23 protein-coding genes are annotated in these 25,267 nt (G+C 66.1%); 9 read left to right on the forward strand and 14 right to left on the reverse strand.

Annotated features, from left to right (window positions below; all coding sequences use genetic code 11):
• Window positions 1-6 precede the first annotated feature (6 nt).
• Window positions 7-3,192 (forward strand): HAD-IA family hydrolase, encoded by a 3,186-nt coding sequence (locus U7114_RS08275; RefSeq protein ID WP_323057078.1) that lies wholly within the window; start codon window positions 7-9, stop codon window positions 3,190-3,192.
• A complete protein-coding gene (locus U7114_RS08280) occupies window positions 3,189-4,214 on the forward strand; it encodes an ATP-dependent 6-phosphofructokinase (RefSeq protein WP_323057079.1) in 1,026 nt (341 codons plus the stop codon). Before U7114_RS08275 ends, U7114_RS08280 begins: the two co-directional genes overlap by 4 nt.
• Window positions 4,215-4,255: 41 nt before the next feature.
• Here the strand turns inward: U7114_RS08280 and U7114_RS08285 are convergent, their stop codons facing one another.
• The 5 genes from U7114_RS08285 to U7114_RS08305 all read right to left on the reverse strand — a co-directional run bounded on the left by U7114_RS08285 (window position 4,256) and on the right by U7114_RS08305 (window position 9,740).
• Window positions 4,256-4,678, reverse strand: a complete 423-nt coding sequence (locus U7114_RS08285) for an Hsp20/alpha crystallin family protein (protein WP_157242018.1) — start codon at window positions 4,676-4,678, stop codon at window positions 4,256-4,258.
• 61 nt (window positions 4,679-4,739) lie between these two features.
• Window positions 4,740-5,795 carry a zinc-dependent alcohol dehydrogenase family protein gene (locus U7114_RS08290; RefSeq protein ID WP_323057080.1) on the reverse strand — a complete coding sequence of 352 codons (1,056 nt, stop codon included), beginning with the start codon at window positions 5,793-5,795 and terminating at the stop codon, window positions 4,740-4,742.
• Between the two features lie 68 nt (window positions 5,796-5,863).
• On the reverse strand, window positions 5,864-8,332 hold the full coding sequence (locus tag U7114_RS08295) for an HAD-IC family P-type ATPase (RefSeq protein WP_323057205.1): 2,469 nt from the start codon (window positions 8,330-8,332) through the stop codon (window positions 5,864-5,866).
• A 27-nt stretch (window positions 8,333-8,359) separates the two neighbouring features.
• Window positions 8,360-9,232 (reverse strand): universal stress protein, encoded by an 873-nt coding sequence (locus tag U7114_RS08300; protein ID WP_157242019.1) that lies wholly within the window; start codon window positions 9,230-9,232, stop codon window positions 8,360-8,362.
• Window positions 9,233-9,278: 46 nt separating this feature from the next.
• A complete protein-coding gene (locus U7114_RS08305) occupies window positions 9,279-9,740 on the reverse strand; it encodes a pyridoxamine 5'-phosphate oxidase family protein (protein WP_157242020.1) in 462 nt (153 codons plus the stop codon).
• A 278-nt stretch (window positions 9,741-10,018) separates the two neighbouring features.
• On the opposite strand from U7114_RS08305, the gene U7114_RS08310 reads away from it, so the two are divergent.
• A complete protein-coding gene (locus tag U7114_RS08310; protein WP_323057206.1) occupies window positions 10,019-11,674 on the forward strand; it encodes a GAF domain-containing sensor histidine kinase in 1,656 nt (551 codons plus the stop codon).
• 45 nt (window positions 11,675-11,719) lie between these two features.
• On the opposite strand, the gene U7114_RS08315 is transcribed toward U7114_RS08310, so the two are convergent.
• Complete coding sequence (locus U7114_RS08315; RefSeq protein WP_157242021.1) at window positions 11,720-12,394, reverse strand: response regulator; 675 nt, start codon at window positions 12,392-12,394, stop codon at window positions 11,720-11,722.
• Window positions 12,395-12,669: 275 nt separating this feature from the next.
• On the opposite strand from U7114_RS08315, the gene U7114_RS08320 reads away from it, so the two are divergent.
• Complete coding sequence (locus U7114_RS08320; RefSeq protein WP_157242022.1) at window positions 12,670-13,137, forward strand: universal stress protein; 468 nt, start codon at window positions 12,670-12,672, stop codon at window positions 13,135-13,137.
• Window positions 13,138-13,151: 14 nt separating this feature from the next.
• On the opposite strand, the gene U7114_RS08325 is transcribed toward U7114_RS08320, so the two are convergent.
• Window positions 13,152-13,679, reverse strand: coding sequence for a hemerythrin domain-containing protein (locus U7114_RS08325; protein ID WP_323057081.1), 528 nt, complete (start codon window positions 13,677-13,679; stop codon window positions 13,152-13,154).
• Window positions 13,680-13,807: 128 nt separating this feature from the next.
• Window positions 13,808-14,245, reverse strand: coding sequence for a VOC family protein (locus tag U7114_RS08330; RefSeq protein ID WP_323057082.1), 438 nt, complete (start codon window positions 14,243-14,245; stop codon window positions 13,808-13,810).
• A gap of 137 nt (window positions 14,246-14,382) precedes the next feature.
• Here U7114_RS08330 and U7114_RS08335 point away from each other — a divergent pair, with 137 nt between their 5' ends.
• Window positions 14,383-14,994 carry a hypothetical protein gene (locus U7114_RS08335; protein ID WP_323057083.1) on the forward strand — a complete coding sequence of 204 codons (612 nt, stop codon included), beginning with the start codon at window positions 14,383-14,385 and terminating at the stop codon, window positions 14,992-14,994.
• A 41-nt stretch (window positions 14,995-15,035) separates the two neighbouring features.
• Here the strand turns inward: U7114_RS08335 and U7114_RS08340 are convergent, their stop codons facing one another.
• The 6 genes from U7114_RS08340 to U7114_RS08365 form a co-directional block, all read right to left on the reverse strand.
• A complete protein-coding gene (locus tag U7114_RS08340) occupies window positions 15,036-17,831 on the reverse strand; it encodes an HAD-IC family P-type ATPase (RefSeq protein WP_323057084.1) in 2,796 nt (931 codons plus the stop codon).
• Between the two features lie 18 nt (window positions 17,832-17,849).
• Entirely contained in the window at window positions 17,850-18,830 is a 981-nt protein-coding gene (locus U7114_RS08345; RefSeq protein ID WP_323057207.1) for a polysaccharide deacetylase family protein, read from the reverse strand.
• A 48-nt stretch (window positions 18,831-18,878) separates the two neighbouring features.
• Entirely contained in the window at window positions 18,879-19,337 is a 459-nt protein-coding gene (locus tag U7114_RS08350) for a universal stress protein (RefSeq protein WP_157242025.1), read from the reverse strand.
• Window positions 19,338-19,454: 117 nt separating this feature from the next.
• On the reverse strand, window positions 19,455-19,793 hold the full coding sequence (locus U7114_RS08355) for a hypothetical protein (protein ID WP_157242026.1): 339 nt from the start codon (window positions 19,791-19,793) through the stop codon (window positions 19,455-19,457).
• Between the two features lie 118 nt (window positions 19,794-19,911).
• On the reverse strand, window positions 19,912-21,516 hold the full coding sequence (locus U7114_RS08360; protein ID WP_323057085.1) for a DUF4389 domain-containing protein: 1,605 nt from the start codon (window positions 21,514-21,516) through the stop codon (window positions 19,912-19,914).
• A 67-nt stretch (window positions 21,517-21,583) separates the two neighbouring features.
• Complete coding sequence (locus tag U7114_RS08365) at window positions 21,584-22,450, reverse strand: universal stress protein (RefSeq protein ID WP_321213656.1); 867 nt, start codon at window positions 22,448-22,450, stop codon at window positions 21,584-21,586.
• 193 nt (window positions 22,451-22,643) lie between these two features.
• Here U7114_RS08365 and U7114_RS08370 point away from each other — a divergent pair, with 193 nt between their 5' ends.
• The 4 genes from U7114_RS08370 to U7114_RS08385 all read left to right on the forward strand — a co-directional run bounded on the left by U7114_RS08370 (window position 22,644) and on the right by U7114_RS08385 (window position 25,251).
• Entirely contained in the window at window positions 22,644-23,075 is a 432-nt protein-coding gene (locus U7114_RS08370) for a hypothetical protein (protein ID WP_321213655.1), read from the forward strand.
• A 124-nt stretch (window positions 23,076-23,199) separates the two neighbouring features.
• Complete coding sequence (locus U7114_RS08375; RefSeq protein ID WP_157242030.1) at window positions 23,200-23,457, forward strand: SHOCT domain-containing protein; 258 nt, start codon at window positions 23,200-23,202, stop codon at window positions 23,455-23,457.
• A 36-nt stretch (window positions 23,458-23,493) separates the two neighbouring features.
• Window positions 23,494-24,849, forward strand: a complete 1,356-nt coding sequence (locus U7114_RS08380) for a phenylacetate--CoA ligase family protein (protein ID WP_323057086.1) — start codon at window positions 23,494-23,496, stop codon at window positions 24,847-24,849.
• A gap of 219 nt (window positions 24,850-25,068) precedes the next feature.
• Window positions 25,069-25,251 (forward strand): hypothetical protein, encoded by a 183-nt coding sequence (locus tag U7114_RS08385; protein ID WP_157242032.1) that lies wholly within the window; start codon window positions 25,069-25,071, stop codon window positions 25,249-25,251.
• Window positions 25,252-25,267 lie beyond the last annotated feature (16 nt).

The raw sequence follows: 25,267 nt of genomic DNA on the forward strand, positions 1-25,267 counted from the left end.
TGTCATATGACCGCGTCGCCCACTGCTGCTGCCGCCAAGCCGCCCTTTGACGCCGTTATCTTCGACCTGGACGGGGTGGTCACCAACACGGCGCTGGTGCATCAGGCCGCCTGGAAAGAGGCCTTCGAACAGATCCTGCAGGACCCCCGGATACCCGCCACCGCGGACCGATCCCCCCTCACCAAAGCCGACTACCGCAACTACATTGACGGCCTTCCCCGGGAGGAAGGCGTGCTGAAGTTCCTTGCCTCCAGGGGAGTGAAAGTCGACCGGGGATCTGACCGGGATGAGCCGGGCACCTGGACGGCTTTTGGGCTGGGCGCCCTTAAGAACCGCCTGTTCCTCGAGCACCTGAGGGAGGACGGCGTCCAAAGCTATCCGGGGACAATGCAGCTGCTGCAAAGACTTTCCGACGCCGGTGTTCCCACCGGTGTGGTCACGTCCAGCCGCAATGCCTCCTCCGTCCTGGACGCGGCCGGCATTCCGGGCTATTTCAACGTCATCCTGGACGGGACCGCCGCAGCAAACCTGGGCCTCCGCGGGAAGCCCGCCCCTGACGTCTTCCTGGCCGCCGCGTTCCGCCTGGGGGTATCGCCGTCCCACGCCGTGGTCATTGAAGACTCGGTCGCGGGGGTACTGGCGGCGCACCGGGGCGGATTCGGGTTGGTGGTGGGAATCGACCGCAACGGCAGCCGGCGGGAACTCGAAGCCGCCGGGGCGCGCTCTGTCCTCAACGACGTTGGCGAACTGGACCTGGGCCTCGTTGTGGGTGATCCCTGGCAACTGATCTATGAGGGCTTCGACGCCGGCCACGAGGGGCACCGCGAAGCGCTTACCACCCTTGGCAATGGCTACTTTGGCGTGCGGGGAGCGGCGCCGGAGGGCGGAAGCTTCCGGTACCCGGGCATGTACCTCGCGGGCGTCTACAACCGGGTGGCCTCCGAGGCGGCCGGTGAAGTGCTCGTGGAAGAGCACATGGTCAATGCCCCTGACTGCCTTCCGGTCGACCTTCGGCTGTCGCCCGGACAGTGGTGGTCGACGGGTGGAATGACAGTCCTCCGCGAGCGCCGCACCCTGGATCTCCAGCGCGCCGTCCTGGAGCGGCGGCTGCTGCTGGAAGCCGCTGACAAGCGGCGCCTGGAAGTTGTCCAGACGCGTTTCGCGTCCATGGCCGAGCCCCACCTCCTTGCCCTGGACATGAAAGTCACCCCGCTGGGCTGGAACGGTGTTGTGGAAGTCCGCAGCGGCGTCAACGCCGGTGTCAGGAATATGAACACTCCCGGCAAGGGGTCGGTTCCCGGGAGCCACCTGGTGGACCGGACCAAGGCCGGAAGCGGCGTCGAGCAATCCAATCCGGAAGACATTTCGGTCGTCGAAGCTGAAACGACGCAAAGCCTGGTCCGGATTGCTGCCGCGTTCCGTACGCTGGTATCCGGGGCGGCGGGCGGCGGACATCCCGGCAGGAAGGGTGCCTTTCACTTCCGGACGTTCGAGGTTCCGCTCGTCGACGGGGCACCGTCCAGGATCAGCAAGGCCGTGGCCGTAGTGACCTCCCGTGACCGTGCGATTTCCTCCCCGGCGTCGGCTGCGCGGGCCGTACTGGAGCGGTGCGGTGACGATTTCGAAGCCCTCCTGTCTGCCCACCAGGAGGCCTGGCGGCGTGAACTGGACCCGTTCCGGGTGGATATCGACGCGCCGGTCCAGGTGCGCCTGGTCCTCAACCTGCACATCTTCCACGTGCTGCAGACCCTGACCCGCCATACGGCCGAGCTGGATGCGGGAGTCACTGCCCGCGGTCTCCATGGCGAGGGTTACCGGGGCCACGTCTTCTGGGACGAGCTGTTTGTGCTGCCCCTCCTGACGTCGAGGACGCCCGATCTTGCCCGGTCCCTCATCGACTACCGCTGGCGGAGGCTTCCCGCGGCCCGCCACGCGGCCTCCGTCCTGGGGTTCTCCGGTGCGAAGTTTCCGTGGCAGAGCGGCAGTGACGGGACGGAGGAGACGCCCAAATGGCTCTATAACGACAGGTCCGGGCGGTGGGTCAAAGACAATTCGCATATGCAGTTGCACGCTGGCCTGGCCGTGGCCTTCAACGCCTGGCAGTACTACCAGGCCACCAATGACAAAGCCTGGCTCCTCCGGCGGGGCGCTGAACTGGTCATCGACGTTGCCCGGTTCTTCTCGTCCCGGGCGGAGCGCAGCCAGGACACCGGCCGTTACCACCTCCGCGGCGTCGTGGGGCCGGATGAGTACCACACGGGATATCCGGGCAGCGCCGATCCGGGACTTGATGACAACGCCTACACCAACGTGATGGCTGCCTGGGCATGCCTCCGGGCCGCTGAGCTTGTCTCCATTGTGCAGGGCAACGAATTGGGCGGGCTGATGGACCGCCTCGGCATTACGGATGAGGAAGTTGCCGGCTGGGAGCAGGTGGGCAAGGCATTTTTCGTTCCCTTCCACTCCGACGGCATCATCAGCCAGTTCGCCGGTTACGAAGAGCTGGAGGAACTCGACTGGGAACGCTACCGGGAGGCCTATGACAGCATCGAGCGGCTGGACCTGATCCTGGAGGCCGAGGGGGACGGTACCAACCGCTACAAACTCGCCAAGCAGGCCGATGTCCTGATGCTGCCCTACCTGCTGGGCCAGGAAGGGCTCATCAGCCTTCTTTCCGAACTCGGATACGCCTTCACCGCGGACCAGCTGAACCGGACCATTGAGTATTACCTCGCCCGGACTGCCCATGGATCCACGCTGAGCCGGGTGGCGCATGCATCCGTGCTGGCCGCGGTGGACGCGGACCGCGCATGGGACAGTTTCCGGGAAGCCCTCGACGCCGACCTCGACGACACGCAGCATGGCACAACCAGGGCCGGAATCCATTTGGGCGCCATGGCCGGGACCATCGACGTCATCCAACGCAGTTTCGCCGGGCTGCGGCTCAGCGGCGACACCATTGTGTTCGCGCCCAACCTGCCCACCGGGCTGCGGGCTGTGGCCTTTGAAGTCCGCTACCGGGGACATCACCTCAAGATTGAACTCAAGGACGGGCGCCTGCACATTGCCTCCGCACCAGGAGACGCGGCCCCCATCACGCTGCATGTGAACGGGAGGGACACAGCCCTCCCGGCCGGGCTGGCCAGGAGTTTCCGCCTGCCGGCGAAGGCGCAGGGATCGGCCGCATCATGAAGCAACTCGGAATCCTGACCAGCGGCGGTGACTGCCCGGGGGTGAACGCCGTGATCCGGGGAGCCGTGCTGGGGGGCGATGTAGCCCACGGATTCGGATTCCTGGGCTTCCGCGATGGCTGGCGGGGAGTCCTGGAGCAGGACGTTGTTCCCTTGCCCCGGTCCAGTGTCCGGGGACTTTCCCGGCTTGGCGGAACCATCCTGGGAACCTCCCGCACCAATCCGCTCAAGGACGGCGGCACTGACGCGGTAAGGGAAAGCCTCCGGCGCAACGGCCTGGACGGCCTTATCGCCATTGGCGGTGAAGGAACGCTGGCGGCGGCAAAAGCCCTGTCCGACCAGGGCATCAACGTGGTGGGTGTACCCAAAACGATCGATAACGATCTCGGTGCAACCGACTACACCTTCGGTTTCGATTCAGCAGTGCAAACGGCAACGGAAGCCATCGACAGGCTGCGGACCACCGGGGAATCCCACCACCGGTGCATGATCGCGGAGGTCATGGGCCGCAACGCCGGCTGGATTGCGCTCCACGCGGGAATGGCATCAGGCGCCCACGCCATCCTGCTTCCCGAGCATCCCGTGTCCTTGGAGCAGGTCTCGGCCTGGGTCATGTCGGCACGGGACCGCGGAAGGGCACCCCTGGTGGTGGTGGCGGAGGCGTTTGCGCTGGAGGGACAGGAAGCACCCTATGCGCCCCGGGGCCTTGATACTTTCGGGCGGCCCCGGCTTGGCGGCATCGGCCGCCTGCTGGAACAGCAGTTGCAGGAGCTGACCGGCATTGAAACGCGGGCCACCGTCCTGGGCCATATCCAGCGGGGCGGTGAACCGACGGCCTACGACCGCGTGCTTGCCACGAGGCTCGGGATGGCCGCCGTGGAAGCGGCAGCGAGCGGGAGTTGGGGGACCATGGTGTCCCTGCGGGGAACCGACGTTGTCACCGTGGGCCTGGAGCTCGCCCTTGGAACTTTGAAGGTGGTACCCGAGGAGCGGTACCGGGAGGCAGCAGTCCTGTTCGGCTGACCGGAGTGGTGCCTGGCCCCGGCAGTACCAGGCACCAGCCGTCAACCCCTGCTAATCGGGATTTTCGAGGCCGCCGGTCCCTGGCCCTGGTCCGGCAGGGGAGCACGGACTTCCAGGACGCCGTCCTTGTAGGACGCGGTGACGTCGCCCTGCTGGACGCCGCTGGGCAGCGGGAGCCGTCGGACAAAGGAACCGTAACGGAATTCGGACCGGTAACTGTCCTTGTCCTTGTGTTCCTTCTTTTCCTGCCGCTCGGCCTTGATGGACAGCACGCCGTCGGTCACTGTCACGTCAACGTCCTTGTCCGGGTCGATGCCGGGCAGCTCCGCCCGCACCACCAAGGTGTTGCCGTCCACCATCTCCTCTACCCGGATGGCGGCCGTCCCCGTCTCGCCTTCGAACAGCCTTTCGATCAGGTCCATGGGGGAGCGGCGCGACTCAAACCACTTCATCAGCTCAGTCATTATTGCCTCCTGCTCATACTGGTCCGGGACAGCTGGTTGCCCGGCACTACCACCATCCGCTTTACGCGGTGAAGGTTCCAGAGTCCAAGGTCCCACCCTGGCCTGCAGGTGTTTCCGGGCTAACCCGGAGCACGGCGGAACCGGTGATCCTGTCCCCGGCAAGATCGTCCAGCGCGGTAGCGGCTGCATCAAACGGGTAGACGGTGGTGGCCGGTGCCAGCGGAATTTCGGCTGCGAGCGCCAGGAACTCCAGTCCGTCCGCCCGCGTGTTGGCGGTAACGCTGCACACTTGACGCTCGTAGAACAGATGGTCATGGTAGTTCAGGGCCGGTATGTCGCTGAGGTAGATGCCCGCAATCGCCAGCGTTCCGCCACGATCGAGGGCCCGGAGCGCCACCGGCACGAGGTCCCCCACAGGAGCAAAGAGGATGGCGGAATCAAGCGGCACCGGTGGATCGTCGTAGGCGCCGCCGACGTACTCTGCGCCGAGATCCCGGGCAAGGGCACGGGCCTTCGCCGAGCGGGTCATGACGTAGACGGACGCCCCCTGGTGCATCGCCAGCTGCGCGGTCAGGTGGGCGGAACTGCCGAAACCGTAGATGCCAAGGCGGCCCCCGGCCGGCACACGGGCCCGCTTCAGCGCGCGGTAGCCGATGATGCCCGAGCACAGCAGGGGTGCCGCCTCTTCATCGGTGAACACCTCAGGGATAGGGTAGGCAAAGTCCTGGGCGACAGTGAGCTGCTGGGCGTAGCCGCCGTCCTTGTCCCACCCGGTGAAGACGGGTGCCGTGCACAGGTTTTCGTCCCCGCGGCGGCAGTAGGCGCAGGTACCGCAGACCCCGCCAAGCCAGGCGATGCCTACCCTGTCACCCGGTGCGAACGGGGAATTGCCCGGCCCGGTCCCGGCTACCACGCCCACTGCCTCGTGCCCTGGCACAACACGGGGACGGCGGGGCGGGAGGTCCCCTTCGGCGAGATGCAGGTCCGTGCGGCAGACACCGCACACGCTCACGTCAACCAGGAGTTCGTTGGCCCCGGGCCTGGGGTTTTCGCGGATCCCCATGGTCAGGGGACGGGTAGAGACGGGGCCGGGGCGGCCCACCCACCAAGCGAGCACCGATTCCTCCTCGTGCCATCCGGCTTATCACTGTGGCACGGCCGGCGCAGCCCGGCCAGAGCCGAAAGTCATTTTCCGCCAGCCATTCCTTGGCCGCCGGTCAGGCGCCGTTGAAAACGGCCGATTCCTTCGATAGCCAGGCTTCCTGCCAGGGCCACTATGACGGAGGCCGCCAGCAGGTCCGGGGGCGGCCAGTCGAGCCTGAAGAAATCCTTGACCGGAGGGACGGTGAACAAGAGGACCAGGCCGCCGTACATGCCGGCCAAAATGAGGGTTTTGATCCAGTTCAACGGCCGGGATGCCATCACCAGGATCCATGCCGCGATCAGGGCGAGGCTGATGATGGTGGCAGACTGGACCGCCCCGGTGCCGTGCTGGCCGCCCAGCCGCGCGTAGGCGGCGACCGCCAGCACGCACAGCGCGGCGCACATACCGGCCGGTACCGAGAAGGCCAGGGAGCGTTTCAGGAAACCAGGTGCATAGCGCTGTGCACTGGGCTGGAGGGCCAGGAAGAATGCGGGCAGGCCGATGGTCAGTCCGTCCAGTACGGACAGCTGGCGCGGAAGGAACGGGAAGGGCAGCAGCAGCAGGGCGAAAGCCAACGAGGTCAGCGTTATGTACACGGTCTTGCTGAGGAACACCATGGAGACCCGCTCGATGTTGCTGATGGCGCGGCGGCCCTCCGCCACGACCGCGGGCAACCTGTCGAAGCGCCCGTCCAAAAGGACAAGCCGTGCCACGGCCTTGGTGGCCGGTGATGCCGTGTCCATGGCGATGCCCAGGTCCGCATCCTTCAGCGCAAGCACATCATTGACGCCGTCTCCGGTCATTGCCACCGTGTGCCCGCGCCGCTTCAGGGCCTGGACCATGTCCCGCTTCTGGGCAGGGGTGACGCTGCCGAACACGTGGTGGTCCTCCATGGTCTTTTCCAGCAGGACGGGGTCGGCGGGCAGGTTTCGCGCGTCATAGGCCGCACCCTGTCCAAACCCCACTTCGCGCGCCAGGACGGCAACGGTGCGCGGATCGTCCCCGGAGATGATCTTCACGGCGACCCCCTGCTGCCGGAAGTATGCGAGGGTCTTGTGTGCGTCCTTCCGGATGTCCTCACGGAAGGTCAACAGCACCACCGGAACAAGTTCGGGGGGCAGCCGGCCGCTTTCGCCCCATTCGGGCACGGAACCGGGCAGGGAGCCCGGCATGTGGGCGAGTGCCAGGGTCCGCAGCCCGGTGGAGGCCAGTGCCGCGGCGAGCCGGTGGGCCCCGGCACGCCGGGAGGATCCCGCAAGGACAGCGTCAGGAGCTCCCAACACCCAGGTTCCGGGAGCCCCGGACCCGGGCGGGAACGTCACTGCGCTCCATTTCCGGGCGGAAGTGAACGGCACGGACGCGGCCGCCGGCAGGAGGTCGCCCGCCGGAAAAGCGGCGCCGATGGACTTGGCCGTCGTGCTGGCTTCCTCGTTTGCGCCGAACCACTCCAGGGCCCTCCGCCACCCCTCCGCCGGCGGTGTGCCGGCGTCGTGCACGGCGTCGAATTTGATGGAACCGGAGGACAGGGTGCCCGTCTTGTCCAGGCACAGGACGTCGACCCTCGCCAAAACCTCAACGGCCGCCAGCTCCTGCACCAGGACCATGTGGCCGGCAAGCCGGACCCCGCCCACGGCAAACGCAACGCTGGTGAGCAGGACCAGGCCGAGCGGAATCATGGAGATGATGCTGGCCACCAGGCCCAAGGTCCCGGGTATCCAGCGCCCGGAACTGAGGGCGTCCTCCCAGCCGCCGGCATTCTGGATCTGGGCGTTGGCCACGAGTGCTGCGGTGGGCAGGAGCAGCCACGTAATGACGCGGAGGACTTTGTCCAGGCCCGAGCGGATCTCGGACGTGACCAGGGAGAACCGCTTGGCCTCAGCCGTAAGTTTGTAGGCGAACGTGTCCGGTCCTGCCCGGAACACCGCTGCCCGGCCACTGCCGGCCATGATCAGCGACCCGGACAGGAGCACCGCTCCGGGAGCCTTGGACACGGGTTCGGATTCTCCGGTCAGGAAGGACTCGTCCACCTCCACGTACCCTCCGTCCAGGAGGCGCAGGTCCGCGCTTACCTGTTCCCCGGCGCTGAGCAGGACGATGTCGTCCGGAACCAGGGCGTCCGCAGGGATCCGTTGGGGCCTGCCGTCCCGCACAACCTTGCTCTCCGCCGCGTGGAGAATGGCTAACCGGTCAAGGGATTTCTTCGCGCGGTATTCCTGGACGATTCCGATCAGTGAGTTACCAAGGGCCGAAAAGCCAAAGAGCGCGTCCCGCCACTGGTCCAGCACCAACAGCAGGATGAAGCACCCCGCCACGATGCCGTTGAAAAGGGTCAGGACATTCGCCCGGACGATTTCCCAGAGGCTGCGGCTTGTTGTTCCCGGGACGCGGTTGATGCGTCCGGCACCGGTGCGTTCCAGGACATCAGCCGAGGTGAGGCCATCGTGCCACCGCCGGCCCCCGGGCATGCTTGAGGACGGGTGGTGTTCGAGGCTTTCCCCGGCTTCATACATCACGCCGTCAGCAGGTTCCGTCCGTCATTACTCATGCCGGGTCTTCTTCAGCCGTGTGATCACAGTGGGGCAGGGTGGCTGGGTGAGGACGCCGTGCGCCGTCGATCCGAGGAGCAGCCTTCCAAAGCCGCCCCTGCCCCGGCTGCCCAGAACCAGCATCCGTGCGTTGGCAGCTGCCTGGACCAGGGCGTCGGCAGGTTCCAGGACGGTTTCGAGGACTCCGTGCACCACGAGGCCGGGGTAGTCCTGGCGGAGCCCCGCCACGGTCTCTGACAGGACGATCTGTTCCTCTTGCATCACGTGCTCCGCGAAACTGCTGGACGGCAGCCCTGCCTTGATCCAGCGGTTGGGGCCGGTGAAGGCGTAGATGACGGTAAGTTCTTCACCCAGTGCGTCAGCCTCGGATGCCGCGAAGGCCACGGCTTGGGTGGACTCCCTTGATCCGTCCACGCCCACCACGACGCCTTGCCCGCCGCCGTGGCCTGCGCCGATGACCGCCACCGGACATTCTGCGTGGGCAGCCGCCTGGAGCGCCCGGTCCGTCAGTGCAGCGCGAGAGTGGCCGCTGCTGCCCAGGACCAGCATGGATGCTTTCGTTGAATAGTCGCCAAGGGATCCCCCGACGCTTCCTTCCAGCAGTTCGGTTGTTACCTGAAGGTCAGGTTCTGCTGCGCGGACGCGTTCCCCGGCCTCCTTCAGCATGCCGAGCGCGGAGTTCCGCAGGGCGTCGATATAGGGGAGCGCATCGAGCGCCTCGCCTGCCATCCAGCGGTCATCCAGGACATGAAGGATGGCCAGCGGCAGCCTGAGCCGGCGGGCACGGGCGGCCGCCCACAGCAGGGCGGCGTTCGAGGGGGAGGAGTCGATGATGCCGACGGCGATGGGCTTGCTTGCGTCCATGGGTTTACCTTCCTTGGTTCTCTCAGTGCGGCGGTGAAGATGTGCCTCAGGCCCTGTCGCCCGGCTCCTGCGGGGCCCACCACCGGGTAGGCGGGGCGATCACGAATCGCCGCCCGGTGATCTCCTCGGGTGTAACGCGGATAAGGCTGTTCTTTGGTCCCGCCTGCCACGGCGAGAGCCCCGCGTCGGCGGCGTCCTGGAATTCCTCGGCGTCGGTAACGACCACAGCGTGGCCCTTCACCACGACGCTCCAGGCGATGGTGCCGTACTGGTTCAGGCCGTCGGCCTCCAGCGCCACCACCCTGCGTTCCGCCACTGCATCCAATTTCGTGCCTTCTCCCGTCCGGATCAGCAGTGTTCCGTTGCTGGGCACGTAGTTCACCGGGAAGATTTCCACCGTGTTGCCACGGGTGAAGGCCATTCGGCAAAGGGAGGTGGACCGAAGGTATCTCCAGCAATCATGTACGCCCAGGCTTTCGGCTTCCGGTTCTGTCGCAGCTGTATCCATGGCCGTAGCCTAAGGCGGGGAATCCCACCCGGCTAGGGAAGAAGGTCCCGCAGCATTTCGTGGCAGTCTGCGGGCATTGCTAAGCGTTTCAATTAGGGCATTTCAGGCCTTGACTTTTTCTTCTAAACTGGCCCCAAGGTATGCCTTCGTGCTCAGGCAAAGGTGACCTTTCCGGGGGAGCAAACCGGCCCGGACGATTGAAGTGCTGCTGGGCCCGCAGCGTCGCGGGTAACTGTCACAGGAGGTCGGACGTGAGTACTGAGCCGTGGCGCTCTCCTATGAAGGAAAGGGCAGAAGACCTCCTGCGGGATTTTGTTGCCCGTGCGGACGAATTGCTGCAGACCCAGGAACGGATGAACGGCCTCCTGGCTTCCGTGGTGGCCCTGGCCGAGGATCTGAGCCTGGAAGCCGTGCTGGACCGACTGGTGCGGTCGGCCTGCGAACTTGTCGGCGCCAGGTACGGTGCGCTGGGGGTCATTGCCGAGGACCGCAGCCTTAGCCATTTCATCACTGTGGGAATTAACGACGACGCGATCGGGTCCATCGGGGACCTGCCGACAGGGCATGGCGTCCTGGGACTGTTGATCCGCGAGCCGCGGCCCCTGCGGCTGCACGACCTCGGCCAGCACCCCATAGCGTCCGGTTTTCCCAGGAACCACCCGCCAATGAAGACTTTCCTTGGCGTACCCGTGCGCGTGAGGGACGAAGTGTTCGGGAATCTTTACTTGACGGAAAAGGACGGCGGCCAGGACTTCACGCCGGAGGATGAGGACCTCGCCGTCGCTTTGGCTGCTGCTGCCGGTGTGGCCATCCAGAATGCCCGCCTTTTCGAAGACAGCAAGCGGCGCCAGAAATGGCTGGAGGCGGGCATGGAGCTGAGCAGCCGGCTGATCATGACCCCGCACCCCGAAACTGAGGACAACCTCGATCTCGTTGCCGAAACCGCATTGAGGGTGTCGGATTCAGCGCTGGCCGTGATTGCCGTTCCCGCTGGTGACGGCGCCCTAAGATGCAGGGCATCCCTGGGGGTGCAGGGCCTGCAGGCGGGGCAGGAAATTACCGGGTCGGACGAGGTTTCCCGGGTCATTGAAACAGGGGAGTCGCTTGTGGCGCGGGACCCCCGCCTGGTATTTGATGACGAGGTCGTTGAAAAGCTGGGTTCGGTCCTGGTGTGCCCCCTGGGCCACAGCAACAGTGAAAATGGCGTGCTGCTGCTTGCGCGTCCGGTGGGCGCGGCTGCCTATAACCAGGCCGAAATTGAGTCCAGTTCGCTTTTCGGCAGCAGGATCGGGCTGGCACTTGACCTGGCCCGCGTCCATGCCTTGCGCGAACAGAACCTGCTCTTCACCGACCGGGAGCGGATTGCCCGTGACCTGCACGATCTCGTTATCCAGAGGCTGTTTGCTTCCGGGTTGAGCATCCAGAGCCTCCGCCGCTACACCCTGGATCCTGTCGCCCATGAGCGGATCGCGGTCGTCACGTCCGAGCTCGACGACACCATCAGGAAGTTGAGGGACACGATCTACTCCCTCCGCACGGGCGAGCAAGAGCGTGAACCGCTCACGGGCCGCATCCTGAAGGTGGTGCAGGAGACATCCCGGAGCTATGCCGTGGCACCGAAAGTCGCCTTCGCCGGGCCCGTGGACGATGCTGTCAGGGAGAATATCGCCGGCCACCTGCTGTCCGTCCTCTCGGAAGGACTGAGCAATGCGGCCAGGCACTCGGGCGCCGAGGAAATCCGCGTCACCGTTTCCGTCACCCAAAAACAGGTTGAACTGGTGCTCACGGACGACGGCTGCGGTTTTGGCGAGCCTGACAAGGCCAGCGGCCTCGCGAACATGCGGCACCGCGCAGAGCTGCTGGGCGGCACCTGCCTTATTAAAAGCGCCCCGGGGGAAGGCACCCGGATAACCTGGTCCGTCCACCGCCAATGATCTGCGCCGAAAACGACTGAATGTTGTACACCGCCGTGCACAGGGTTACTGGGCGTCCTGTGCATTCCGGGTGACGTAGACGGCTGCCTGGGTCCGCCTTTCGAACCCCAATTTCGCCAGGATGGAAGAAACGTAGTTCTTCACGGTTTTCTCCGCCAGGAAAAGTTCCTCACCGATCTGGCGGTTCGTCAGTCCTTGCCCGATCAGCGCCAGTACCTTCTTCTCCTGCGCACTGAGCGCGTCCAACCGCGGGTCTGTGGGGGCTTTGGAAAGGCCGGCGATAATCCGCTCCTTGACTCCGGGCTCGAACAGCGATTCGCCCATGGCGGCCTTGCGGATGCCCTGAAGCAGGTCGTCACTCCTGATCTGCTTGAGGATGTACCCGGACGCGCCTGCCAGGACAGCCCCGCGGATGGCTTGCTCGTCGTCGTAGCTGGTCAGGATCAGGCAGTGCAGGCGGGGGTCGAACGAGCGCACGTCCCTGCAGACCTCGATGCCGGTGCCGTCGGGAAGCCGACCGTCCAGGATCGCAATATCCGGCTGCAATGCCGGGATGCGCCGGGTGGCTTCCGCCGCCGATCCGCTTTCGCCGACCACCACAAACCCCTCACCCTCCAACAGGTCCTTCAGTCCCTGCCTGACGAGTTCATGGTCGTCGAGGATAAAAACGCGCAGGGGCCCGCGGAGACCTGCTGTCCCTTCCGGGCCTGACTCATGCATTTGCACCCAACCGCTCCCATTTTCATAAGGACCAAAACTCACTGCTGTGTGAGGCAGCCCTGCCAAGGGCTTAGGACTATTCTTCCTTGCCCACAGATCGGCAGGAAGGGACCAAAGTCTGGAGTCGTGGTCATACAACGCACCCTGTGGCCGCGACTGTGCCGGGCCGGCCGGTCCTGCTGCCGGCCGGCATCCCCCTGTGACTTTAGGCCCTATCCCGCAGGCCCGCACCTTCTCCAGTCTTGGAACAGGCCAAAGAGAATGGAGCCCGCATCATGGATGCCCCCGAACGGCACCCCAAAATAATTGTGGGCGTGGACGGTTCCGACGCCTCTGTTTCCGCCCTCCGGACGGCCGCAACCCTGGCCGGGCCGCTCGAAGCAACGGTGGAGGCTTGGGCATGCTGGGATGTTCCGGCCGGCTTCGGGCTCTACCTGGTAGTGGGTGTTGAAGGTTTTCAGTACGCTGCGGAGCAGTCGCTGGAGCAGGCGCTCACAGCTGCGTTCGGCCCGGAGCGGCCGTCATATGTCCATACCCGGCTGATGCGTGGAAAACCCGGCGAGCTCCTGGTTGAGGGGAGCCGCAGCGCCTCACTCCTCATCGTTGGGCGGCGGGGGCACAGCGGCTTTGTGCCGGGCTCGGTCAGTTCTGCGTGCGTCAGCCACGCCCATTGCCCTGTCCTGGTAGTCCATGCCCCGGACGAAGAACGCGCCCGCGCGAGAGGAGCCGACGGCGGAAAATAGGGACGCCGGGCAGGTCACCGCTGGTGCGCGCCGCCGTCGTGCGTTTCCGCGTGGTGCCCGCTGCCTTCCCCGGTCAATTCGTGGAGTCCCTTGACCGCTGCGGCAAGGGAAAGCTCAGGGGAGCCGGCAACGAAGGGCATCAGGAGGCGGTTTTCCTTATCCAGGTGCATGGCAAACATCCGCTGGATGGCAGCGCCGGCAACTGCCGCGGACAGTCCCTTGGACGTGCGAAGTTCCTCCACCAGGTCCACGATGACGCGGTGCTCGGCCAGCATTCCCTCCACCAGGAGCCGCCCCTCCGGGGTGTCGCGGGGTCCACTGTACAGGGGCCCCTCTTCTGCCAGGGCGTGGGGAATAAGCTCGTTGTCGCACCAGTCCAACAGCGTTGCATGTGCTGTTCGTTCGGCTTCCGTGTCGCCTGCCTCAACCGCTTCCATCAGCTGGGCCACCAGCCCCTTGAGCTGCCCGAGCATGTTCGCGTGATGCTGTTCGACGGCCTGGAGCGCCTGGGTCTCGGCGGCGGCGTCCTTGGGGTGGTTCATGGTTCTCTCCCTAACTTATATGCCGGCTGTTGGCTGCGGACTGCTGGTAACGGATCGACGCTTGCCTGCCATTAACTATGGGCAGCAGGCGCAGGCCGCAGGCAGAGCCATTGGTCCCGGTCAGGGTGTCAGTCGTTTTTCAGTTTCTCGGCGAGCATCAGGAGGATTCCGCTGGGACCGCGGAGGTACGTGAGTTTGTAGGCATCGCCGTAGGTCGCCACGCCGCGGAGCGGATGGCATCCGTGCCTCGCAGCTGTTTCGAGGGCTTTGTCGATGTCGTCGACCGAGAAGGCCACACGGTGCATGCCGATGTCGTTTGGACGGGTCGGATTCAACTCGATCGCTTCGGGGTGGATGTATTCGAAGAGCTCAAGTTGACCCCGGCCGTCCGGGGTCTGGAGCAGCGCAATCCTGGCATGGTTGCCATCAAGCCCCACGGCAGTGTCGGCCCACTCGCCGCTGACAGTGTCACGGCCGACGAGTATCAGCCCGAGGTCGGTGAAAAAGGCGATGGCCGCTTCGAGGTCGCGAACCGCGATACCGACGTTCTCAAGTTTGATGGCCATGCATTGAAGCTACCAAGGCGGACAGGCCGGCTCCAGTGCCACCGCAGGGCCTTTGGCACTGGTGTTCCGCGGCTGCCCGTCCCACTCTGGGGAAGACACCGGAAGGAGGACTGTGACCGGTGGCTAAGGGGCCCGTTGTGACGCGCAGAAACACATTCTTCGCCCGCTGGGTGGGCTGGGTGAGCCTCGGCGAGAGCCTGGGATTCCTTGCCCCCGTACTCGCCCAGTCCGTCCCTGTTGCCCCGGGGCCCGCGGCGGCGGTTCCGCTGCTGGTGCTGGCCGGCCTCGTTGAAGGAGCGGTCCTGGGGTGGTTCCAGGTGCGGGTGCTCAGGACAACGCTGCCCGGCGTATCGGTTCTGCGGTGGGTCCTGCTGACGGCCGCCGCGGCGGTGGTTGCCTGGACCGTGGCACTGCTGACCTTCAGCAACGAAGGCTGGCAGGGCTGGCCCGCACCCGCCCAGGCCGCTACGGGAGCCGTGGCGGCCGTGGTCATCCTGGTTTCGATCGGCCTTGCGCAGTGGTTTGAGCTGCGGCACCACGTTCCGCGGGCCTGGCGGTGGGTGGCAGGAAGCGCCGCCGCGTGGACGGCAGGACTGGGCGTCTTCATGGCGGTGGCCACGCCGCTGTGGCAGCCCGGCCAGGATGTGTGGCTGGTTGCCGCCATTGGAGCCGGGGCCGCCGTTCTGATGGCGGTGGCCATGGCCGCGGTCACCGGGTTGGTGATGGTCCGGCTCCTGCCGAAGACGTAAGGCACGGCGGGCCGGGCGTTGGCCGCATCGTTGAACGGCCCCTAGAACTCACGGCGCCGGAAGCGCTTTTCCACTGCCACAACCAGGGACGCGAGCAGTGCGATGCCCAGGATCCGCAGCCAGGCTTCCGCCGTGATCGGGGCCGTATGGAAAAGCTCGTTCATCAGCGGCAGGTACGTGATGGCCAGTTGGCCGGCTGCCTGGACCAGGACGCCAAGGATGACCCAGCGGTTGCTGAAGAAGCCGATTCGCCAGACCGACCTGGTGAGGGAACGGCAGCTGAACAGGTAGAACAGTTCCACCGCAACAAAAAGGTTGACGGCCGCCGTCCGGGCTTCCGCGAGGGACGCGCCGCCAGCGAGCTCAAGTTCGAAGATCCACCAGGTGCCTGCCACGAGGAGGGTGGAGACCAGCAGGATCCGAAGGGTAAGTGTCCAGGTCAGCAGCGGTCGGCCGGGGGCCCGTGGCGGGCGGGACATAAGGCCCGGTTCCTTCGGCTCGAAGGCAAGCATCAGGCCCAGGGCCACAGCGGTGGTCATGTTGATCCACAGAATCTGGGTGGGCAGGACGGGGAGCGTTGCCCCGATCAGGATTGCCACCAGGATCACCAGGCCTTCCCCCATGTTCGTGGGCAAGGTCCAGACGATGAACTTGGTCAGGTTGTCGAAGACGTTCCGGCCTTCCTCAACGGCAGCCTCAATGGTGGCAAAGTCGTCGTCGGTGAGGACGATGTCCGAGGCCTCCTTGGCCACTTCCGTTCCAGAGCGCCCCATGGCTATGCCGACGTTCGCCTGCCTCAGGGCCGGTGCGTCGTTGACGCCATCGCCTGTCATGGCGACGACGTTTCCCCGGGACTGCAGGGCGCCGATCAGGCGAAGCTTCTGTTCGGGGGACACCCGTGCGAAGACCGTTGCCCGCTCGACGGCGTCGGGCAGTCCGTCCGCGGGTATCGCGTCAAGTTCAGTTCCGGTCAGTGCCGTCCCGTCCGCCCGGTCCGCGGTCAGGCCCACCGCCCTGGCAATGGTGGCGGCTGTTCCCACGTGGTCTCCGGTGATCATTTTCACTGCCACGCCCGCCTGGTGGCAGGCCTGCACCGATGCCGCCGCTGCCTCCCGCGGCGGATCGAACATGGCCTGCAGTCCCGTCAGCGTCAGCTGCCCGTGCAGGCTTGACTCGGCCAGGGTGCCGCCGGCAGGAAGGCGCATCATCGCCGTGGCAAGCACCCTCAGCCCGGTGCCGGCGAACCGGTGGGCCTCATCGAGTACTGACTGCCTGGCCAGCGGCATGGTGCGGCCCTGGTGATCCATCTGCCCCGCGCACAGCTCCAGCACGCGTTCCACCGCGCCCTTGACCAGCACAATGCCGGACCCCGTGCCCCTGCCGTCCTGGAAGGCGGAGGTGTGGAGGGTTGCCATGTATTGGTGCTCCGAGGCGAACGGCAGCGTGCCGGTCCGCGGATGGGAGGAAAGGAACTCCCCGGCCTCCACGCCGCCCTTCCCTGCCGCCACCACCATGGCCGCCTCCGTGGGGTCCCCCCGGGCCTGCCAGTGCTGTCCCTCCCTGATGATCCTGGCGTCATTGCAGGCGCCTCCCGCCAGAAGGGACCAGTACAGTCCCTCGTCCTGCGCCGCCGCCGTCGTCCGGTCCGTGGCGGTTCCGGCCGCCCGGACGCCGGCCCCGGCACGGAGGACCTGCCCCTCCGGGCCGTAACCGGAACCTGTCACCTCGTACCTTGCGGACGGTGTCCAGAGCGCACGCACCGTCATCTGGTTTTCCGTAAAGGTGCCGGTCTTGTCCGAACAGATAACGGTGGTGCTGCCCAACGTCTCAACCACCGGCAACCGCCGGACCACGGCGCGGCGCCGGGCCATGCGGCGGACACCGATGGCGAGGGTTACAGTGACCGCTGCCGGCAGGCCTTCAGGGATCGCCCCCACAGCCAGTGCGACGGCGGCGGTGAACATCTGCGCGGGCTCCTGGCCGCGTGCCACGCCGGCAAGGAAAGCCACGGCGGCCAGGGCAAGGATGGCCACCGTCAGCGTCATGCTGAAGCGTGACAGTTTCTGGGTCAGCGGTGTAGCCACCGGCTGCACCGCACCCATAAGCCGATGGATCTCGCCGAGTTCCGTCTCGCCGCCGATTGCGACGACGACGCCTGCCCCGCTGCCCGCGGTCACCAGGGTGCCGCTGTAGACCATGTTCCGGCGGTCCGCGACGGGGGTGGTCGGGGGCAGTACCACCTCGTCCTTGGCGACTGCGTCGGATTCTCCCGTCAGCGCTGACTCATCCGCGCGCAGGCCGGACAACCTGACCAGCCGGAGGTCCGCCGGCACTTTGTCGCCGGCTTCGAGCAGCACGAGGTCCCCCGGTACCAGCTCCTCGGAGGGAACCTCGCGCCTCTGCCCGTCCCTTGTGACCACGGCACGGGTGCGGACGAGGGAATGCAGCGCATCCAGGGCGGCCTCTGCCCTGACTTCCTGGACGAAGCCGATCGCCGTGTTCACCAGGACGACGGCGAGGATGACGCCCGAGTCCAGGTACTCGCCCAGGGCGAGAGTGACGGCGGCCGCGGCCAACAGGACGTAAACCAGCGGGTTGTTGAACTGCCGCGCCAGTTTCCGGAGAATTCCCGCACCCCGTGAGCGCGGCAGGACATTGGCACCGAACTGTTCCTGCCGGCGGGCCACCTCCGCGGAAGCGAGGCCCCGCACGTGGTCTGTCCCAAGCAGGAGGACCACCTCGTGCAGGGGAAGGCCGTGGTGGGCCGGATCAGGCATATCGTTCGCGGCCGGACCGGATTTTCTGCCTCCGGGTCCTGCCTGCCGGGGCTTAGCCATGGGTCTGCCCCTCCTTGCCTACGGGGCCAGCAGCGCGTCGAGGGTGACGAAGCCATACCCCGCGGCGCTGATCCGGTCGATGATCTGCGGCAGGGCATCGGCGTCCAGGGTAGTGCCGTCGTTGGGATTGGAGCCGATGTGCATCAGGACAATTTCGCCCGGCTGCAGGCCCGCCAGTGTGCGGTCGGCAACGATCTGCGTGTTGATCCCGCCGCTGGTGCCTTTCCAGCCCAGGGTGTCCACAGTCCAGCGGACTGCAACATAGCCCAGGTCGTTGACAGCGGCAATGGTCCGGGCATCGCGTTCCCCGAAGGGAAAGCGGAACAGCGGCGTGGGGTCGGCGCCGGCGGCCAGGATGGCCTGTTCCGCTCCGCGCACCTGCTGCGCAATCCCGGTACCGTCGAGGCCGGTGAAACCAGGATGGGTCATGGAGTGGTTGGCCACCCGGTGCCCCGCGGAAACAATCTGCCCCACCCCTCCGGGATTGGTGTCTGCCCAGTTCCCGGTCAGGAAGAACGTGGCGGCAACCCCTTTTGCGGACAGGGTGGAGAGGATTTTCGGCAGCCCCGCAGCGTTGGCTCCCGCGTCGAAAGTCAGCGCCACGACCTGCCCGGCGCGAGGGATGACCGTGAGGTCCTGGTCACGGAGCGAGGCCGGAAAGGGAGCTGCGGGCGGAACCGGGCCAGGGGTGGCAACGGGCTCCGACGGCGGGGGAACAGGGACGGGAGGTACGGTAACCGGCGGCTGGACGGGATTTTGGCCGGCCTCGGGTGGTTCTGTCGAGGCTTCCGCAGGCTGCGACGCCGAGGGAACGGCGCTGGATGCATCGGGGCTGGGGCTTGACGCCACCGGGGTTGCGGAGGGGCTCGCAGAGCCTGACGGCCCTGCCGCCGGCGGGCTTCCCGGCGCCCTTAGCAAGAGGGCCAGGACTATGGCGAGGGCCAGCAGGGCGAGGGCGGCCGCCACGGCCGCCACCCGCCGTCGTCCGCCCTGCCGCATTGTTGTCAACGGTCTGTACCTGCTGTGCGCCGGCCCAAGCTGCCCTGCCTAGGACGAGGCCGTGTGGGTTTCCGGTGTGTGGACCACCAGCACGGGACAATGGGCGTGGGCCACCAGGGCGGAACTGACTGAGCCAAGCAACAGCCCGCCAAAGCCGCCGTGGCCGCGCCTCCCCACCACGACCATGTCCGCGTCGCGGCTGGCTTCGATCAGTGATTCCCGGGGATGGCCGCGGACCAGCGTGGAAATGACGTTCGACGGCGTTTCGTCACCGAAGGCGGTCTTGACCGCCTCAGCCAGGATTTCCCCGGCGCGTTCCTCGAAGCCCTCAATGCCCATCATCACGTAGCCTGTGTAGACCTGCGGATAATCCCAGTAGGCGTTGGCCAGGACCTTCGCCCCGAGGGGCACCGCCAGCCGCTGGGCCTGCCGCAGGGCTTCAATGGAAGCCTCCGATCCGTCGACCCCCACCAGTATCCGTGCGAACGGCGCTCCGGAAGTATTCATCTCAGCTCCTCATGCGGCGCGTGCGGCCACACTGGCAATAGTGTCCCGGCGGGCTCCCGCAAAGGTAGGGCCGAAAGTCACTGCAGGCGGCAGTGCCGAGGGGTGGGAAGGGCCAGGCTAGTCGGTGTGCCGGCCCTCCTTCAGCCACAGCGTATCGCCCTCGACCCGGTCCAACTCATCCGATGCGAAGTAGGCATGACCAGCCAACAAGCCGGACCTGTCGACTTTGACATAGCCGATCCGCAGCAGCCTCTCTGCGGTGTGGTGGGGCAACCTGGACGTCGCGGCAAACCCATCGACCGCCGTATTGACGAGGCCTCCCGTTTCAGGGTCTGTTTGGCCGTCAGAGGTCACAGCCTCCGGATCACCCATTTTCAGGTCGTCGACCTTGCCGATTTTCTTCCCGTCCGACGCTACGACGTGCATTCCTTCGCGCACCTGCTCGATGACCGCCATGGCCTTCTCCTCTTGTCCGCAGCCGCTGATTGCAGAACCAGTTTAGGGCGGGCTTGCAGCCAGTAATAGAGGCTGACCGGCAGTCGGCAGGACGCTCCGGCAGCATCAAGGCGGGCCCTCACTCAAGGGGCGGGGTGGCTCCTGGTACGGCGGTCCCGCCAGGGGGCGGCGGTACCTCACGGGCGCCCTGGTCCAGCCGGAACGGAGGGTACTCGTCCCGCATCAGGGCCGCATAGGCCAGGACGCGGTAGATCCATCGGTTGATGCCGAGTATCAGGTCGAACAGCGGGCGCTGGTAGCGGCCGGTGAAGAGCAGGGCCACTACTGCAACCAGGACCAGCAGGCCCAGCAGCGACAGGCCTGTGCTCCGTTGGTAGGTGGTTCCCAAATCATCGGTCTCCGCCTGCCAGGTCCAGGGGGTGCCGGAGAAGGCTGCGACGATGAGCAGGTGCGGGATCGCAAGCAGCCACGACTTGACCAGGACCAGCCCCCGGGAGAGGCGTTCCGGGTAGTCCACCTCGAAATCGGCAGGATAGTTGGTGCGTGCCAGGGTGAACGGCGGGTAGAGGTCCGTTCCTGCAGCGGCGTAGGCGTAGAAAGCCACTCGCCAGTTCCAGCGCAGGACGCCGACGTTGAAGTCAAACAGGGGCCGGGGATAGCGCCCGGTGAACAGGATGGCGAACCACGCCGCGATGGTGGTTACGACGAACGCAAACCAGAGGAAGAACAGCACGATGAAATGCGGGATGGCAAGGAACCACTTCACCAGCCACATTGCTCGCGACAAGGCCGGGTCAAGGTCGCCGAAGAGCCGGGCCGGGTAGGGTGCGCGGTCGGCCCGGTCGCCTTGGCCGGGCTGTTGCAGGGGCGGAGTTCCCGGTGAGCCCGGATAACCGGGACCTCCTGGGGTGCCTTCCGCTCCCGGTGCTCCGCCTGCGTATCCGGGTGGTGGTGCATATCCGGGGACCGGTCCATAGCCGGGGGGTGGTGCGTATCCGGGGGGCGGTCCGTAGCCGGGTGGTGGCGCGGCCGGCCCGCCGGAGTGCGGCCCCGTGTGCCGGCCGAGTCCGACGGCTCCCAGGATCAGCAACGGAATCCCGATTGCCAGCGCAACGGCGCCTCCCACCAGCAGCCCCGTTGCCGCGGGCCGGATCAGGTCGGAGCGGAAACCGGCCTGCACTTCGGCATTGACCCCGGGGCTGGCATCGGCATTCATGATGACTATCGCCCAATTGCCTGCGGCAAGGTCCCACGTGAGATCCTGCTGGCCGGCCCCGGAGGCAGAGGTGCTCCAGAACGTTTGCTCTCCCGGGGGTGCGGGGGTGCCGGTGCCCGGGATGTCGCGGTATTCGGCCCGGAAGGGCCGGCTGTCGACTTTAATCAGCTCCGAGTGATGCACGCCCGAAAGATATCGCTCGACGTCGGCCTGCGGGGCGACGCCCACGAAGATCTCCTTGCCGGGGTCCAGGGAAGAGGCGCGCAGCCTGAGCGTACCGACGTCGAAGGGAAGGCGGGGCGGTACGCCCCCGCCTATCGCGTCGAGCCTGGGCGAGGTCAGGGCGTGGGATCCAACGGAGAGGCGTTCCGTGCGGGTGGTGAGGTATCCGTCGCCGTGGGCGGTCCCCACTACGGACGCCACGGCACCTCCGGCCAGGATGGTGGCCCCGACGATTGAGATCAGGATCCCGAGGATAAGCATGATTACTGCAGCAGTCTTTTTCATGGTGCCGGCCCGGAACGTAGGGAATGGGACAGGTGTGTGCGGGGGAGTGGGCAGCTGCCAGGGCTTCCTAGGGTGTGTTCTTGATTGCCTGGATCCGGGTGATCACGGTAGGGCACGGCAGGTGCTTGAGGACGCCGTAGGCTGTGGAACCGAGCAGAAGCCGTTTGATTCCGCCTCTTCCGCGGCTGCCCACCACGAGCATCCTGGCCCCGGAGGCAGCATCAACCAACGATTCCACCGGTCCCCTTTCGGTCTCCAGCACGCGATGCACCGTCAGGCTCGGATAGTCCTCGTTGAGACCGGCCACTGTTTCGGACAGGACGATGCGTTCTTCCTCGGTAACAAGGTCGGCCAGGCTGGTGGTCAGCAGGCCCGCATCCGTAACTCGGTCGGGCGCGTTGATGGCATAGACCACAGTGAGGTCGTCCCCCTCACGGTCAGCCTCGGCTGCGGCGAAGGCCACAGCCTGGGTTGCCTCCCTGGAGCCGTCGACTCCCACCACCACGCCGGACCGGCCTTCAAGCTCCTGTGTACCTACCACCGCAACGGGAACCTTTGAAGAAGCCGCAACCTGCAGCGCCCGGTCTGCAAGGGTTCCGCCGAGGTGGCCCGTGCCTGAGCCCACAACCACCATGGATGCCCTGCCGGAATACTTCGCCAGCGAGCCTCCCACGCTTCCGGTAAGAAGCCGGGTGGTAACGCTGATGGGGAAGGCCCCCCGGATACGGCCGGCGGCAGTCTGCAGGAGCTTGTCGCCCGCCTCCTCGAGAACGCCGATCCACGGATACGGATCAGCCGCCCACCGGTCGTCCACGACGTGGAGGATCACCAGTGGCAGGCCGGAACGTTCGGCCCGGCGGGCAGCCCAGAGCACGGCAGCCTGGCTCTGGGGGGAGTCGTTGGTGGCGACTGCGATTGGTTTGCGAGTTGTCATGGCCGGGCTTCCTGTTTCTTCTCGGGCGGGTCCAGTTCAAGACTGGCGCTGTGCCCCCGGGAGATATAGGGCCAAAGGTCACGGCAAGTCGTGCCGGGGGGAAGTTAGCGCCGTCCCTATTTCATCAGTATGCTTACTATTGTTCGCTTTGCCTGTCCAAGAGACATTGGCTGTTCAAGAGAAAGGCATCACCATGACGGAACAGAACCTCCCTGACGACGGCCTTGAGGTTGTCCGGGATGACGACGTGCTCCTTGATGAGACCCCCGGCGCGGCTGCATCATTTGAACTTGACCCGGTGAAGGGCGAACCGGACGGCTATCCGGGAGCGGCCGAAAACAATCCGGACCGCTGGCAGGACGATCCGCTGCTCCAGGACGAGGCGGTCTCCGGGGAAGAAGAGGACTTCATCAGCGACCAGGCATTCCGTGAAGGATCAGCCCAGGCAGGTTACGCAGCGGATGAAGCCCAGGACGGTCCCGTAACGCCCACCTTGGAGGAGGCCGTTGCCGATGTGGATTTCGGCGGGAATCCGAACGGACCAGGGGCTGAGGGCAGTGACGACACGGAAAGCTTTGGCGGCTCCCCTCTAAGTGAGTTCGAACCCGACGATCTGGAGCGCTGAGGGGCCGCGGCTGTCCTGACCTGGCCATTCATCCTGGGGACGAAAGACTCTGGCACCGCACACGGGCCGGATGGATCATCGAACAGGGAGCAGTGGCGGGGCTCCGCGAGGTGAGGATGCAGGGATGATGTGGTGGGACGGGAACATGGGCGCCTGGGGCTACATCCTGATGGTGGTGAGCTTCATCCTCTTTTGGGGTGCAATCATCGTCGCCATCGTGGTTTTTGCCCGCTCGATGTCAGGCGGCAACCGCAGGGACGGCGGAGGCCACAGTCTCGGCAGTGCGGAGCAACTGCTGGCCGAGCGGTTTGCCCGCGGTGAAATAGACGAGACGGAATACTCGGCCCGCCTCTCCGCCCTCCGCCGCGCCCGCGGGGCCTGACGCGCCGCCGCGCCGGCTCTTCCAAGGCCGGATCGCATGGATGTGCGGCTCATAGCCCGGGTGCTCGTTCTTCGGGCTGCCTTGAAGCGGCGGGACCGCTGGAGCCCTGTCCGGATTGCTGCCCACCAGGAACGTGCCCTGCAGAGACTGCGGACGGCCGCCTATGCCGGGTCTGAGTTCTACCGGCGCCGCCATGCAGGGCTCTACGGGGCTCCCCTTGCCCAGTTGCCGCCCGTGACCAAGGCCGACCTCATGGGCCACTTCGACGAGGTCCTTACTACGCGCGACCTGAGCCTGGCCGACCTGGAACAACGTCTCCGGACCCTCGCCGCCGAGGACGGTGATCCCGGCTTGCCGTGGAGGGGGCGCTGGTGGGCTGCGGCGACAGCCGGGACCGCCGGTCCACGCGGAACCTTCGTGTGGAGCCGGCCGGAATGGGCACATGTGCTGGCTTCCTATGCCCGCGCTAATGACTGGGCTGGAATAGCGGCCGGCCTCGGCCGGCCGCTTAAAATGGCGCTGGTAAGCTCGCGCGTCCCCACCCACCAGTCCGCCGTGGTTGGCGCTTCGCTGCGTTCGGGGCTTGTCCCCACGCTCCGGCTGGACGTGACCGCACCCATGCATGAAACAGTGGCGGCGCTGAACGGGTTCCAGCCCCGGGTCCTGGTGGGTTACGCTTCCGCGCTTTTGCCCCTGGCGGCCGAACAGCTGGCCGGGCGCCTGAAAATTTCGCCGCAGGCAGTGATGTCGGCCTCGGAGGTGCTCACCCCGCCCGCTGCCCGGGAATTGGAAAGGGCCTGGGGGAGTGCACCGTTCGATGTCTACGCCGCCACTGAGACGGCCGGCATCGCTTCACCGTGCGTCTACCGGAACCGGCATGTCTACGAGGACCTGCTCATTGTCGAACCAGTGGACAAGGAGGGCGTCCCGGTACCGCCCGGGTCAACGGGCGCGAAGCTTTTGGTCACCGTCCTGTTCTCGCGGACTTTGCCGCTGATTCGCTATGAGCTGTCGGACAGCGTGACGTTGGGGCAGCGCGGATGCCCCTGTGGCCGCTCGTTCATCCGCATGGAGGATATCGAAGGCAGGTTGGAGGACGTGCTTGAGCTGCCAGGCAGGGCAGGCCTTGTCAGCGTCCACCCCATCGTGTTCCACCACGTCCTGGACCAGGCAGCCGCCGCCGGCTGGCAGGTGGTCCAGGAACCCACGGGACTGCGGGTCCTCGTTGCAGGACTGACGGCGGGAAGCACAACAGCAGGCATCCAGGCTTCGGTGGCCGAAGCCCTCGCAGCAGCCGGCGTCGCGCGAACCCCGGTCTCTGTGTCCGTGGTGGACCAGCTGGAGCGGGCACCGTTGGGCAAGGCGCCCTTCGTCCGCCGGCTCAGGCCGTGAGCCGTCGGAACGGACCTGGACGCTTCCGGTGAAATGTTCGGCAATGGTGTCCCTTACCGGACGTCGGCCAGCCAGCAGAACGGATCGGGGCTCCTGCGCTTATCGGGCCAAATGCAGGGGGAACTTCTGCTGCTTCCCCTAGTTGCAGCCGAACTACGCTAAAATCATAAGCAGGCTGATGAATATCGGTTGGCAGGATCAATACTGAAGGAGTTTCACATGAACTTGGGAAGCATGATCAGGAATGCCGCTGGACGATTCTCCGGCAGGACCGGGACCGCCGGAACAACGCGCCGGACCGGACTGAATGCCACGGGCCGGGCACCTGGCACGACGGGCCCCGCAGGAGCCCGGACCGGTGGCGTGACCGGCAAAATCATGGGAATGCTCCGGCGGCGCTAAGCCGACCCGGCAACCA

Source organism: Pseudarthrobacter sp. C1, assembly GCF_034720455.1.
Taxonomy (GTDB): domain Bacteria; phylum Actinomycetota; class Actinomycetes; order Actinomycetales; family Micrococcaceae; genus Arthrobacter.